General features: G+C 48.9%; 10 protein-coding genes. 1 reads left to right on the top strand and 9 read right to left on the bottom strand.

Features of this window, described 5'->3' with window-relative positions; translation table 11 throughout:
• Positions 1 to 21 precede the first annotated feature (21 nt).
• Together DCW36_RS09690 and DCW36_RS09685 are read right to left on the bottom strand one after the other, a co-directional pair.
• Positions 22 to 1,470, bottom strand: a complete 1,449-nt coding sequence (locus DCW36_RS09690) for a phytoene desaturase family protein (RefSeq protein ID WP_114783194.1) — start codon at positions 1,468 to 1,470, stop codon at positions 22 to 24.
• 222 nt (positions 1,471 to 1,692) lie between these two features.
• Positions 1,693 to 2,241 (bottom strand): hypothetical protein, encoded by a 549-nt coding sequence (locus DCW36_RS09685; RefSeq protein ID WP_114783193.1) that lies wholly within the window; start codon positions 2,239 to 2,241, stop codon positions 1,693 to 1,695.
• Between the two features lie 160 nt (positions 2,242 to 2,401).
• Here DCW36_RS09685 and DCW36_RS09680 point away from each other — a divergent pair, with 160 nt between their 5' ends.
• A complete protein-coding gene (locus DCW36_RS09680; RefSeq protein WP_114783192.1) occupies positions 2,402 to 3,076 on the top strand; it encodes an HAD family hydrolase in 675 nt (224 codons plus the stop codon).
• A gap of 139 nt (positions 3,077 to 3,215) precedes the next feature.
• Here the strand turns inward: DCW36_RS09680 and DCW36_RS09675 are convergent, their stop codons facing one another.
• The 7 genes from DCW36_RS09675 to DCW36_RS09645 form a co-directional block, all read right to left on the bottom strand.
• Positions 3,216 to 4,004 (bottom strand): PhzF family phenazine biosynthesis protein, encoded by a 789-nt coding sequence (locus DCW36_RS09675; RefSeq protein ID WP_114783191.1) that lies wholly within the window; start codon positions 4,002 to 4,004, stop codon positions 3,216 to 3,218.
• A 361-nt stretch (positions 4,005 to 4,365) separates the two neighbouring features.
• Positions 4,366 to 5,871 (bottom strand): L-arabinose isomerase, encoded by a 1,506-nt coding sequence (araA, locus tag DCW36_RS09670; RefSeq protein WP_114783190.1) that lies wholly within the window; start codon positions 5,869 to 5,871, stop codon positions 4,366 to 4,368.
• 86 nt (positions 5,872 to 5,957) lie between these two features.
• On the bottom strand, positions 5,958 to 7,838 hold the full coding sequence (locus DCW36_RS09665) for a sodium:solute symporter family transporter (RefSeq protein ID WP_114783189.1): 1,881 nt from the start codon (positions 7,836 to 7,838) through the stop codon (positions 5,958 to 5,960).
• 42 nt (positions 7,839 to 7,880) lie between these two features.
• On the bottom strand, positions 7,881 to 8,582 hold the full coding sequence (locus DCW36_RS09660) for an L-ribulose-5-phosphate 4-epimerase (protein WP_114783188.1): 702 nt from the start codon (positions 8,580 to 8,582) through the stop codon (positions 7,881 to 7,883).
• Positions 8,583 to 8,589: 7 nt separating this feature from the next.
• The gene (locus tag DCW36_RS09655) at positions 8,590 to 10,311 is read right to left on the bottom strand and encodes a ribulokinase (protein ID WP_114783187.1); all 1,722 of its coding nucleotides are present in this window, start codon (positions 10,309 to 10,311) and stop codon (positions 8,590 to 8,592) included.
• Positions 10,312 to 10,406: 95 nt separating this feature from the next.
• Positions 10,407 to 11,114, bottom strand: a complete 708-nt coding sequence (locus tag DCW36_RS09650; RefSeq protein ID WP_114783186.1) for an NUDIX hydrolase — start codon at positions 11,112 to 11,114, stop codon at positions 10,407 to 10,409.
• 364 nt (positions 11,115 to 11,478) lie between these two features.
• Entirely contained in the window at positions 11,479 to 14,502 is a 3,024-nt protein-coding gene (locus DCW36_RS09645; RefSeq protein ID WP_114783185.1) for an SBBP repeat-containing protein, read from the bottom strand.
• Positions 14,503 to 14,641: the final 139 nt, after the last annotated feature.

Here is a 14,641-nt window from a genome sequence, read left to right as displayed (position 1 = left end):
TTAATGCAGCAACAGCCACTTTTACACCAACTCCCTTGCCTGCAGCTCAAACACATCTTTCAGCGCTACCCGTGCGGCATGGTAGCCGCACATGCCATGCACGCCGCCACCGGGCGGGGTAGAGGACGAGCAGATGTAGATTCCTTTTGCGGAGGTTCTGTAGGGCGAGAGCCGCAAGGCCGGGCGGGTATATAACTGCCTGATATTTAGTTTGCCGCCATTGATGTCGCCGCCGATGTAGTTCGGATTGTACTCGTGCATCTGGGCGGTGTGCATGGTGTGCCGGGCCAGGATCAGGTCTTTAAAACCGGGGGCAAACCGCTCCACCTGGTTTTCGATGGCAGCAGTCATGTCTGTCTCGGAGCCATTAGGTACATGGCAATAGGCCCAGGCTGTGTGCTTGCCTTCCGGTGCCCGCGTGGTGTCGAAGAGGCTTTGCTGTGCCAGCAGTACAAAGGGCCGCTCCGGGTGTATGCCCACAGAGGTTATTTTTTCCGCCGAAGCTATTTCTTCCAGTGTATTTCCGAGGTGAACGGTGCCCGCCTGCCGGCATTCTGCTGCCTTAAAAGGCACGGGACCATCTAATGCCCAGTCGATTTTAAACACTCCCATGCCGTACCGGTACCGTTGCAGCTGCCATTTATACAGGCTCGAAAATTCATGGCCGGCAATAGACAACAGCTGCTTTGGCGTTACATCCAGCAGCACGGCATGAGCAGAAGGCAGCTGTTTCAGGTTTTTTACGTAAACACCCGTTTCAATTTTTCCGCCGATGGATGTGAAATAGGCTGCCAGTGCGGTTGCTATCGACTGGGAACCTCCAACTGGAACAGGCCACCCATTCAGATGTCCCATCGCCATAAGTACCAGTCCGATTGCTGAGGTCGTAATTTTAGATAAGGGTTGAATGGCGTGTGCCGCCATACCTGCCCAAAGGCCACGTGCCTCAACTGTCTGAAACCGGAGCCTTGCCAGGAACTCTGCTGAAGTTAAGGCATTCCAACCAAACCGGGCCATAGCCAGCGGGTGCTTCGGCAGGCGGAGCGGACCGAGCGTTGAGAGCGCAATATCAGGCCAGTCGTTTACCAGGGGCGCTATCAGGTTGAGGTAAGCGTTTTTGTCGCCGTTAAGCGAGCAGGCCGTTTTTTCTATTGATTTTTGCAGCACAGCGGCTGTGCCATTATCAAAGGGATGAGCTGCAGCAACGGTTGGAGTTACAAAGCGGAGTCCGTGCGCGGCCAGGGGTAAGGTTTTAAAAAAAGGCGATTCAACAGCCAGCGGATGAATGGCAGAACAGATATCGTGAACAAATCCAGGCAGGGTTAGTTCAGCAGAACGTAAACCTCCCCCAATCGTATCCTTACATTCCAGAAGCAGAACCGACAGGCCAGCTTCCTGCATGGTAATAGCAGCTGCCAGCCCATTGGGTCCTGAACCGACAACGACGGCATCAAAATCTCGTTTTTTCAACTGGTTTTTTTATTCGAATAATGATTGAATTGGTGTTGTGCCATGTAGTCAAATCACTGTAGCTTAGGTAGATACAGGTGTATGTTGCAGTGTCAGACACCACATCCATACCCGCGTTCCCATTTATATCATTAACCGATTCAGGTCTGAATAGTTTTCAGAAAATGGTGAATGCACGCGACAGGTTTGCCAGGGGCCGGTAAAAAAAGTTGCAGTGCGCTATCAGGCAGGCCAGTGCTTTGGCAAAGTATTTTCCGCACGTTTGGGAGCTACTTTTGTATGCAGTTTTTCCAGAATATAATTTACATCCGCTTCATATTCCAGGTACAGGTCTTCGTGCATTTTCGACAGCTTTTCCAGCACTACCTGCATGCGCTTTACCAGGTACTGTTGCAGCGTATCGGCTCGGTGCAGGTTGTTAACTATAAACTTCAGGTGTTGCTCCAGGAAAACACGAAGCAGCAGCAGCGTGAGTTGAATTTCGCCCTCTTTGTCTTTTGTGTATTTTACATGGCGCGTAATTTCTGCATTGAGCGAGCGCATGTCCATCATCAGGTAACCCGGGGAGTAAGGTTCCCACTGTGCCACCTGCTTTATTTGCTTTGCCACCTCCTCGCGGCGTTCCTGCAGCGATTCGCCCTGCTCTACCAGCTCATACTGCAGGCGGTTGATGAGGTCGGGGTTCAGTTTGAGCAACCGGAAAAGCAGCTTATCTTTTTCGGTGTGGCTCAGGTTGCTGATGGCTTTCTTTAATTCTGCACTTATTTGCATAGGCGGAAAAATTAAATGAGACAGGCAAGGGCCTGTTTAGCTGGAAATATACAGGATAAATGCAGGAATTAAAACGATCAACATATGCTTCTGCTGTCTGTTTTATTACCACAGGTGGATTTTTTGTTTTAGCTTGCAGTTTAATCACAATTATTACGTTATGACGATATCACCTAAAGCATTTCTGTTTGACTTAAACGGAACCATGATCGATGATATGCACTTTCACACCAAAGCCTGGTACCAGATTCTGAACGAAGACCTGCAAGCCGGACTTTCGTGGGAGGAAGTGAAGGTACAGATGTATGGGAAAAATATAGAGCTCCTGGAGCGTGTTTTCGGTAAAGGATATTTTACCGACGAAAAAGCAAACGAACTTTCTGTAGAGAAGGAGCGGCGTTATCAGAAAGCTTATTTCGAGCACCTGAAACTGATTGACGGGCTGGATGAATTTCTGGAAAAAGCCGCAACGAATAACATTTACATGGCCATTGGTTCCGCGGCCATCATGTTCAACGTGGACTTTGTGCTCGACAACCTGGATATCAGGCGTTACTTCAAGGCCATTGTAAGCGCCGACCATGTAAACACAAGCAAACCCGATCCGGAAACATTCCTGAAAGGGGCAGAGTTGCTGGGCGTGCGGCCGGAAGAATGCATCGTGTTTGAAGATGCGCCAAAAGGAGTAGAGGCAGCACAAAATGCCGGCATGCCCTGCGTGGTGCTGACTACCATGCACGACAAAGAGGAATTTGAGCGCTACAACAACATTCTCATGTTCGTTAAGGACTATACCGACCCACAGGTGCAGGAGCTATTTGCTGTGAAGGTATAAGCTTTTCCTGCGTGACAGCCTGAGAGGAGGAGCAGAGGCTGTGGTGGCTGGTGCAGCAGAATATTTTTAGCAATCATGGAAAGAGATAGAGCGCACAACATTGCAGCTGCTATCTCTTTTCATTTGCTGCCCCTCGTAATTAGCTCAGAAAAATCTCTCCGCGCATATAGAGCCGGCCATAGCCCCCAATTTCCACCCGCTCTCCAAGATAACGGCATTGCAGGTACCCTTTGCGCGCTGACAACTGAACTGCTTTCAGATCATTTTTCCCCAGCTTTTCCGCCCAGAATGGGATCAGGGTGGTATGGGCAGAGCCCGTTACCGGATCTTCGTTTACGCCTACCTGTGGCGCAAAGAACCTCGAAACAAAATCGCTATTATCTCCTTTGGCTGTAGCTATCACACCACGTGCCTGCAGTCTGGCTATTGCGCCAAGGTTTGGTACCAGATTCCGGATATCCTCTTCCTTTTCAAACGCTACCATGATATCCGTTTTGCCTTTAAAAGCAGCCAGCGGCTGTAGGTTAAATCCGGTTTTTATGTCATCAGAAAGTGCCAGCGGTTCGATGGTATCGGTCGGGAAGTTCAGCGTCAGCAGGTCGCCCTGCCGTGTTACGACCAGTTTGCCGCTCCTGGGAGAATGAAATTCGATGTTGTCGCCGGGGTGGTTTTCGTGGTTGAACAGCACGTAAGCAGCGGCTAAGGTCGCATGGCCACACAAGTCTACTTCCACAGTAGGAGTAAACCACCGCAGCTCATACCGGTCGCCCTGCTTTACATAAAAGGCTGTTTCCGACAGGTTATTCTCGCTGGCTATTTGAAGCATGGTCTTATCGGGCAGCCACTGCTGAAGTGGGCACACGGCCGCCGGGTTCCCTGAGAAGACTTCATCTGCAAAAGCATCTACCTGGTATATTTTCTGTTCCATTAATTTATAGGTTAGGTCTTACACGGACTACAGTTACAAATGTAGAAAGTAACCTGCGTTAAGCCTAATGTTGCTTTCATACCGCTAGGGATAACTAAGAGGCGGCCGGAACAGGCAGGCTGTAAATAATGCAGCAGAGGCTATGGTGGCAGGAGCAGCAGATTATAATGTGCTAATTTTTAATGTGCAAATGCCTGCAAGACTAAATTGAGATCCTGTTAATCCTTACATCTGTTTAATCCTGTTCAGACAAAGGAGCAGCGGCTATGGTGGCAGGAGCAGTAAATAAAAACGGTCCTATAAGCCATAAAAAAAAGCGGGTTGTTACACCCGCTTTTTTTTATGGCTTAAAATACAACTACTAGAGTCTGCTGTTTACCTGGTAGTAAACTTCGCTCCAGCGCAGTTCATTTTTCAGCTGCGACAGTTTCGTGTCTTTGTCGATAACCACACATTCGATGCCGGCCATTTCAGCAAAGTCCTGCAGGAGTTCTGACGAAAGGTTCTGGCTGTAGCAGGTGTGGTGGGCGCCGCCGGCTAATATCCAGGCAGCTGCTCCGGTTTTCATGTCCGGAAGCGGTTTCCAGAGCACGCGGGCTACCGGCAGGTTTGGCAGGTCCTGCTGCTTTTCTACGGCTTCTACTTCATTCACGATCAAACGGAAACGGTTGCCCATGTCTACCACAGAGGCATTCAGTGCAGGACCACCTTTCGAGTTGAATACCAGGCGAACCGGATCGGCTTTACCGCCAATGCCCAGTGCATGAATTTCGCAGGATGGTTTGTCAGCAGCAAGACACTCGTCTACTTCCAGCATGTGTGAACCTAATACCAGCGCGTTGTTCGGATCGAAGTGGTAGGTATAATCTTCCATGAAGGCGTTGCCACCTTCCAGGCCGCTGCCCATTACTTTCATGGCACGTACCAGGGCTGCTGTTTTCCAGTCGCCTTCGCCAGCAAAACCATAGCCTTCGTTCATCAGGCGCTGTACCGCCAGGCCTGGCAGCTGCACCATACCATGCAGGTCTTCGAAGGTATCGGAGAAGCCTTTGTAGCCACCATCCTGCAGGAATTTGCGCATACCGGCTTCTATTCTGGCCGCATCACGCAGCGACTGGTGTTTCTCGCCTCCTTTTTTGAGGGTGTCCACTACGTTGTATTTCTCCTCGTATTCAGCTAGCAGGCCATCTACAGTCTCTTCGCTAACTTCATTGATCACCTGTACCAGGTCACCGATGCCGTGTGTGTTCACAGCAAAACCGAACTTCAACTCAGCCTCCACTTTGTCGCCATCTGTAACGGCTACAAAGCGCATGTTATCGCCGAAACGAACGAACTTGGCGCCTTGCCAGTCGTTCCAGCCGGCGGCGGCGCGGCTCCAGGAGCCAATCTGCTGATGCACGTCTTCTTCCTGCCAGTAACCTACAACCACTTTGCGGTTGATGCGCATCCTGGAAACCATAAAGCCGAATTCACGGTCGCCGTGGGCGCTTTGGTTTGTGTTCATGAAGTCCATGTCGATGGAGCTCCACGGAATGTCGCGGTTGTACTGGGTGTGCAGGTGCAGCAATGGTTTCTTGAGCACGTTCAGCCCGCGGATCCACATTTTGGCAGGGGAGAAGGTGTGCATCCAAGTAATGACACCGATACAGTTTTCGGCCACATTGGCCTCCTGGCAAATGCTGTAAATTTCCTCTGTCGATTTAACGACAGGCTTAAACACCACCCGTACCGGGATATGCTTTGACTGGTCCAGGCCATTCGCTATTTCCTGCGAGTGATCTGCCACTTCTCTTAATGTTTCTTCGCCATATAAAACCTGGCTTCCGGTTATAAACCAGAGTTCAAATTGTTTTAAGTCTATCATGGTAATAATTGTATATTTTACAGTAATTGAATTTAACACAAAAAAAAGCGTTACAGCCTGTTACAGCTGCAACGCTTTTCAGGCTATTAATGCCACAGGAAATAGTAAATCATAAACAGAATTACGATAATACCGATGGCACCAATATTAAATGGTGTACCTGTATTAAAGAGTGTAGGTTCTGATACAATCGCATTTTTATCGGCAATTTCGATGCGTGCGTTGGTATAAAGAATAATGCCGATCATCACCAGCATAGCGGCCATAAAGTAACCTGCTTCCATGCCCAGTGTGGTGAAGGTACCGGCTAGCACTACTGTTGCCACCAGCGCCACTGCACCCAGCACAAAAAACAGGTAAGCGTAGCCCGTAAGCTGGCGCTGACGACCCGGCTCCGGAAGCGGCATACGCACTTTGGCGCCTTTCTCGAGGAAGCTAATCACACTGGCAATAATGCAGAGGATGATGAACACATATCCCATGCGCAGCAGGAACGGCATGTCCGGGCTGATGATCTTGAATATGATACCGGCAGGAATAGTGGCAATAGCAGTCCAGAGGGCGGCGTTTGGCGTGATCTGTTTCCAGAAAAGGCCCATACCGAATACCACTACCACACCCGGATAAATGTACCCGGTATACTCCTGGATGTACTGGAACACCTGGTCAAGCGAAGCGAGTTGCGGCGCTACGAAGGCAGCAATTGCCAGGGCAATCAAGGCCACAATTCTACCAACCAATACAAGCGTTTTGTTGCTGGCATTCGGGCTGAAGTACGGCTTGTAAATGTCCATGGTAAAGATGGTGGAAGTACTGTTTACCATCGAAGCCAGGGAAGAAACGATGGCCGCAGCAAGTGCCGCAAAAGCAAGCCCTCTGATACCGGTTGGTACAAAGTTTTTCAGCAGCCACGGATACGCCTGGTCAGACTTGCTGATGGTACCGATGTCGGCTACGGATTTACCCAGAATAGCAGAGAGTTCTTCTGGAGTGTGTGCGTTCAGGAGCACGTAAGCCGTAATACCTGGGATAACCACGATAATTGGCATCAAAAGCTTCAGGTAACCGGCGAAAAGAAGACCACGTTTTGCTTCGTTAATGCTTTTTGCCGCCAGACCTTTCTGGATGATGTACTGGTTAAAGCCCCAGTAACCCAGGTTGGTAGCCCACATGGCACCGGCAATAACGGCAATACCAGGTAGGTCGATGAAGGCATCTTTCTGACCGCCGGAACCATCCGGAACAAACAGGTAGTTTTCCGGGATAATCATGGAGAAGTGGTCGCGGCCTTTTTCGTAGACACTGGCCAGACCGGCAAAAATACCATCTCCCATACCGGCAGCGTCCAGGGCCAGGAACGTGGTGATAAGGCCACCGCCCACCATGAACACTACCTGGATAACGTCTGTCCAGGCCACCGCTTCCAGACCGCCATAGATGGAGTAGATCGCAGAGAACAACAGCAGGCCGATGATGCCGTACACCAGTGGCACACCCATAATCTGCTCCAGGGCAAGCGCTCCCAGGTAGCTTACGGAGGTCAGGTTTACGAACACGTACACCAGCAGCCAGAAAACAGCGAAAGCAGTACTTACACCCCTGTTAAAGCGCTGGCTCAGGAACTGCGGCATGGTATAAATGCCTTTGTCGATGAACACCGGCAGGAAGTATTTGGCTACAATGATAAGTGCCAGTGCGGCCATCCATTCGTAGGCAGAAATGGCAAGACCAATCGCAAAACCGGAGCCGGAGGTTCCGATAAAGTGTTCTGCTGAGATGTTGGCAGCGATAAGGGAGGCGCCAACGGCCCACCAGGTAAGCGATTTGTCGGCCAGGAAGTATTCCTGGGCTGTTTTTTCAACTCCTTTTTTAGATCTCGATACCCACAGACCCATGAAGATAATCACACAGGCGTAGATAATGAAGATGATGTAATCTATTGGAGCGAATCCGGAGGTAGAAGTCATTTGATGTAGAAAGGGTTAGGTGTGATCAAATAGATTTAGTTTTTATTGTTGTCCGTAATATGCGTCAGCTCCATGTTTGCGTTCGTAATGCTTCCGGATGAGGGAGTCCTGCAGACGGGGAGTCCACGGGCGTATCTGCTCGGTCAGGTAAGCCATACGGGCAATCTCTTCTACCACAGCACTGTTGTAGACTGCTTTTTCGGCTGTCTTTCCCCAGGTAAAGGGAGCGTGGTTGCCTACCAGTACCATTTCCACTTCTTCGTAGCTCATGCCTTTTTCCTGCAGGTAGTTCATGATCTGGAAACCTGTCTGGTACTCGTAATCTCCCTGTATCATTTCGTCTGACATAGGAGGAGCACAGGGAATGTCTACTGTGTTGTGGTCGGCGTGGGTAGTGCCGTAGATCGGAATGTCGCGCTGGGCCTGTGCCCAGGCGGTGGCGTAGGTTGAGTGGGTGTGTACGATGCCGCCGATTTTCTCCCAGTGCTTGTACAGCACCGCGTGGGTTTTGGTATCGGAGGAAGGGCGGAGGGTGCCTTGTACGATGTTGCCGTCGAAGTCGACGATCACCATTTTCTTGGGCGAGAGATCTTCGTAAGGTACACCACTCGGTTTGATGGCAAAAACACCCATGTCACGGTCGGCGGCACTCACGTTACCGAAGGTAAAGAGTACCAGCCCCAATTTAGGAAGCTGCATGTTTGCTTCGTAGGCAGCTTCCTGAATGTGCGCGAATTTTTTCATTCTTGTCTTATCGTTCTACTTGTTCTTGTAAATCGGAAACTATCTCGGGTTTGGCGTGAGCAGATACGTGCTCAATGGCATTGCCCAATGCGGAGTAGCGCAGGTAACGTCTGGCATACAAACCGGTGCGCTGCGGGTTCGGGAAGTATTCGGCATCAAAGCCTGGTCCCATGGCAGCCATGGCATCTTCCACTTTGCTGTAAATACCGGCAGCGGTAGCAGCGAACATGGCAGCACCAATGGCACAGGTTTGCTCCGACTTATGAATGCGGATCGGCATGTTCATCACGTCGGCCATCATCTGCATGATGAAAGGCGACTTACGGGCAACACCACCCAAACCGATCAAGCCTTTTACCGGCACACCCTGCTCAATAAAGCGGTCCACAATCTTTTTGGCGCCAAAGCAGGTGCCTTCTACCAGTGCCCGGAAAACACGCGGGGCATCGCTGCCCAAGCCCAGGCCGGCAATGGCGCCTTTCAGCAACTGGTTGGCATCCGGGGTGCGGCGGCCGTTAAACCAGTCGATGGCATATTCGCTTTCTTCATTTATTGGCAGCTGGTCCGCCTGTTTGCTTAGTTCCGGTATGATGCGGGAAGCCAGTTCATTTTCAAGCTTTTTGGCAGTTTCTGCGTCTACCACTGCTGACTGGGAGAGCAGCTGCTGTACCGGCCAGAGCAGGATGCGCTGGAACCAGGCATACGTATCGCCAAAAGCAGACTGACCTGCTTCCAGACCTGACATGCCCGGTATGATAGAGCCCGGCACCTGTCCGCAGATTCCTTTTACCAGTTTACCTGTCATTTCCTTTTCAGGGGCTATGAGCATGTCGCAGGTAGAGGTTCCCATTACCTTGCTCAGGTAGTAAGGCTCAATCTGTCCGCCAACGGCGCCCATGTGGGCGTCAAAAGCGCCAACGCCTACCACCACGTCGGTAGACAGACCCAAACGATCTGCCCATTCCTGGCTGAGTGTACCGGCCTGCTCGTCGGAAGTATAGGTTTCGGTGAAAAGTCTTTCGTTGAAGCCATCCAGAAGGGGATCGAGGGAGGTAAAGAATTCCTGTGGCGGAAGACCGCCGAATTCGGCTGCCCAGATGGCTTTGTGTCCTGCAGCGCAGCGGCTGCGTTTCATGGCGTGCACATCGTTGCCGCCGGTGAGCAGGAACGGAATCCAGTCGCAGTGCTCCACCCAGGAGTAGCAGGCATTGCGCACTTTTTCATCTTCGCGGAGCACATGCAGCAGTTTGGCCCAGAACCACTCCGAAGAGTAGATACCGCCTACATACTGCAGGTAATTGGTTTCGAATTTGGTTGCGTGTTCGTTTATTTCGGCGGCTTCTTTTACGCCGGTGTGGTCTTTCCAGAGCACGAACATGGCGTTCGGGTTTTCTTCGAAGCCCGGGAGCAGGGCCAGCGGCGTACCGGATTTATCTACCGCTACCGGCGTAGAACCTGTTGTATCTACGGCAATACCTTTTACGGCGGCGGCCACCTGGCTGCCAGCCTGCTGCAGGCAGTCTTTAATCGTTTTTTCCAGCCCTTCTATGTAGTCGAGCGGGTGCTGGCGGAACTGGTTCTCTGCGGCATTGCAGTATTTGCTTTCTTTCCAGCGTGGATAATAATAAACAGAGGAGGCAAGCTCCTGCCCGTTGAGGGCGTTAACAAGAACGGAGCGAACAGAATCTGATCCGTAGTCTACTCCAATTACATATAAATCTTCAGGCACAGAATTGATGTTTTAATTTTGTGTCAAATTAACACTTATCTTTAATTATACATAGCATAAAAGCTAAATTATCTTTCTTCGGTATGCTCAGGCTTTTATGAGAGCAATTTGTCGGGCTTCGGGATAAAGTTGAGGAACGCCTGGAAATCATCGGTGTACTTTTCTTTATCCAGCTTGTAATAGAAGGCTCCTTTTTTCGAGTTTTCCTTGTCTTTTTCCTGCTGTTTTACCAGCAGACCGGTAGAGAGGAGTTTTCTGCTAAAGTTCCGTTTATCAAGCGTGGTATCATAAAGGCCTTCGTAGAGGGCCTGTAACTGCGGAATGGTAAAGCGGTCGGGTAGCAGTTCGAACAGGATCGGGTGCATGGCCGCTTTGTAGCGTAGCCTGTTGCGGGCCATTTCCACCATTTGTTCGTGGTCGAAGATGAGATGGGGCATCTCTTTTAGCAGGAACCATTCGGCATGGTAGTCTTTGCTGAGCTGCTTTTCATACTTCTGAATATCGATCAGGGCAAAATAAGTAACAGCAATAGTTCTTTCCACCGGGTCCCGTTTGGGGTCGCTGAAGGTATGCAACTGCTCCATGTATACATTTTTCAGGCCGGTCAGCTCTAACAGGATACGGCTGGCAGCCTGCTCCAGGCTTTCATCGGGCTGGATAAAGCCGCCCATCAGGCTCCACTTTTTCTTCTCAGGCGCAAATCCCCGCTGAATAAGCAGGAGCTTGTAGTTCTCGCCATCGAAACCGAATATGATGCAGTCTACGGCAACAAGTACTCTTGTCTGGCCGGAATATTTAATCATAAATGAAAATAAATATGCTGTTCGGGTGCTAATTTAAAAGAAGTATAGCAAACGTCGGGGTAAAAGTAATTAATAAAACGAATATTAGTTTATTAAAATGTTTTTTTATGGCGCAGTGGTTATCGTTTTTTTCTGAAACTGACTGTCATATTGAAGAAATAGCAAGAAAGAGACTGGGAATAGGGGGGAGGAGGTGCAGAAGGAGTGGAGGGTGGTACAGCAGAATTCCGGAGCGTGCAGCGGCTGTGGTGGCAGGGGCAGCTAACGCTGGGCCAGTGGTTCAAGCGATTTCGGCAGCAGGGTAGGAATTTAGCAGAGCAGGATGAAAAGATAAAGCCTGACACGGTGCCAGGCTTTATGGGGTTTATTCTTTTACGATTCGTCTGGTGATCACTTCCTGGTTTGTAACGAGCTGGAGCAGGTAAATGCCGCGAGGTGTATCCCTTAGGTCCAGTGTGTGGTGAAATTCTCCAGAAACGGCGGTGTGGTTTTGTTTTAACAGCAGTCTTCCATTGGTGTCCAGCAGTCTTAGTTCCAGGTTTGTCTTGCCAGTTAAGGGTAATTTTAACTGCAGCTTTTCATGGACCGGGTTGGGGTAAATGGTAAGAGGGGTAGCCAATTTACTTTCTGATATGCTTGTGGGAGTTCCGGCATTTGATATCTTCATTACAAAAACTTCAGTGCCGAGAGAACTTAGGGTAACATTACCGAAAGCGGCTGTTTCAGTGAAGGAGCCTGTTAAAAAGGCATTCTCATAACGATCTACAGCGATTCCACCTGCAATTTCATGTTCAAGTCCACCGATCCTCTGTGCCCATAGCACATATCCGGCTGCATCGTATTGGGCTATGAATATATCTCTATTACCGGCGCTGATAAGGGTAATATTACCAAAAATGGCTGTATCAAAGAATTCACCTGTTACGTAGGCGTTACCAGATTCGTCCACTGTAATGCCGTATCCAATAGAAGATCCTGTTCCTTCTGCTTTTTTTGCCCATTGCACATTTCCGGCTGTATCATATTTGGCTATAAAAAATGTATTATAGCTATTTCCGGTAAGGGAGGTACTACCGAAGGTGACACTTTGGTTAAAAAAGCCTGTGATGTAGAAGTTGCCCAAATTGTCCACGCTAATGTCATAGCCTTGGTCAATATGAGACCCCTCCACTTTTTGCGCCCACATTCCATTTCCTGAAGCGTCATATTTAGCAATGAAAATATCAGTGCCTCCACTTGTGCTGGAGAGTACGGTGTTGCCAAAAGGAGCTGTTCCAGTAAAATTACCTGTCAGGTAAGCATTCCCGGAACCATCTACATCAACACCGTAACTATTTTCAAAACCTGTTCCCCCAGCACTTTGTGCCCATTGGAAATCACCTGCTGTATTATATTTTACAATAAAAATGTCGTAGTTGCCATTGCTGGTGTGGGTGATACCGCCGAAAACAGCTGTTCCAGAATATCTTCCTGTAATATAGGTATTACCTGAACCGTCCACGGCAATACTGTTGGCTATATCAGAACCTGTTCCTCCTGCTTGCTTTGCCCAAACTACATTTCCGGAAGCGTCATATTTGGCTATGAAAATATCGGTGTTACCGTCGCTTGTAAGCGTAGTGCTGCCGAAAGAGGCAGTACCCTGAAACTGTCCCGTGATGTAAGTATTGCCTGCTTTATCTGTGGCAATACTTAAGCCATCGTCTACATCTAACCCCCCGGCACGCTGTGCCCATAATACATTTCCGGCAGCATCGTATTTGGCAATAAAAATATCGTAGCCGTCTTGGCTGGTAAGCGTGGTATTGCCAAAGGTGGCAGAACCATAAAAATAGCCTGTAATATAGGAGTTGCCATCACTATCAACGGCAATGCTCTTGCCATAGTCAGACGACCAGTAGCCCGATGATTTCTGCGCCCACTGCTCTTTTCCGAAGGCATTATATTTTGTTATAAACGTAGCAGGGTTGTTACTGCCGGTTAGCGTAATATCACCAAAATTGGCTATTCCTATAAACTGACCAAGTATGGAGGGGGCTCCGGTTCCATCTACAATGATTTTAAAAGCTACATCACTTCCTGTTCCTCCGGCCCGATGAGCCCATTGCAAAATTCCGGTGGCGCTGTATCTGGCAATAAAAATATCATAATCGCCGCTGCTGGTTAGTGTAGTATTTTCGAAGGTAGCAGTACCGCGGAACTGGCCTGTTACAAAGACATTGCCAGACCCGTCTACAGCAATACTTCTACCTAGTTCAAAATCTGAACCACCTGCTTGCTGTACCCATGCAATATTTCCGGCGGCATCATATTTGGCTATAAATACATCATAGCTGTTGTTAGTGCTCATTAGGTAACGATTGTCGAAAGTTGCAAGCCCGCCAAATTCTCCCGTTATGTAAACATTGCCAGAAGCATCAAGGGTTATGCCATAACCTCTGTCGCCGCCTTGTCCTCCGGCTCTCTTTGCCCAAAGTATATTTCCGGTTACGTCGTATTTAGCTATGAATATGTCAGATGCACCGTTGCTGGTAAGCGTGATGTTGCCGAAGGTGCCTGTTCCTGAGATACGACCTGTTATAAAAATGTTACCCAAGTCATCCACCGCTATATTATCGCTAAAGTCTAAACCTGCCCCTCCGGCTCTTTGTGCCCAGATAATATTTCCGGAAGCATCATAACGGGCTATAAAAATATCGGCAATACCGTTGCTAGTAAGTGTGGTGTTTTCGAAAATAACAGTATCCTGAAATTCACCAGTTACAAAGATGTTGCCGGCACCATCTACACCGATACTTTTGCTTGCGACACTTGTTGTTCCACAAGCTTTTTTTGCCCATATCACATTTCCGGCGGTATCGTATTTTGCTATGTAAATACAGGCTTCATTGTTACTGTAAAGTGTGGTACTGCCGAATGTAGCTGTTCCACTAAAAAAACCTGTTATATAAACATTGCCGGAATTATCCACTGCAATGTCCATTCCCATGTCATTTTTTTCTGCCCCGGCTTTCTGCACCCACAGTACGTTTCCGGATGCGTCATATTTGGCGAGGAAAATATCATTGCTACCGTCGCTCGTTTTGCTGGTGTTTCCGATTGTGATTACGCCGGTAAAGTGGCCGATCGCATAGATGTTTCCAGATGCGTCATGAGCAACCGACCTTCCGGTGACGGGGTTGTTCTCGCTTATACCCTCAGCCTGTTTTGCCCAAACAATTTCCGGATTCTGAGCTGAAGCCCAAATGATGCCGAGCAGCTGCCCTATAAAGCAGAGTAGAAAAATTCTATATAATTGTTTCATCATTCGTAAACGTTGTTTGATTGCAGATAGCGAAGAAAAGAATTTTTGGAGATCAATGTGGGCGGGAAGTTGTTTGACAAGCATTTAATGATATTTTTTTCCGGCAATATAAGGAAAAGTTATAATAATTTATTAAAATATTGTTTTTCAAAGATCAATACATCTGAACAATTAAAGTTATTGAAATTTAACCTGTTACAGGTTTTTGCTCCCATCTTCCATA

The sequence above is a fragment of the Botryobacter ruber genome (assembly GCF_003347595.2).
Lineage (GTDB): Bacteria > Bacteroidota > Bacteroidia > Cytophagales > Hymenobacteraceae > Pontibacter > Pontibacter ruber_A.
The sequence above is the reverse complement of the archived record's forward strand: the minus strand, read 5'-3'. Positions and strand labels throughout refer to the sequence as shown.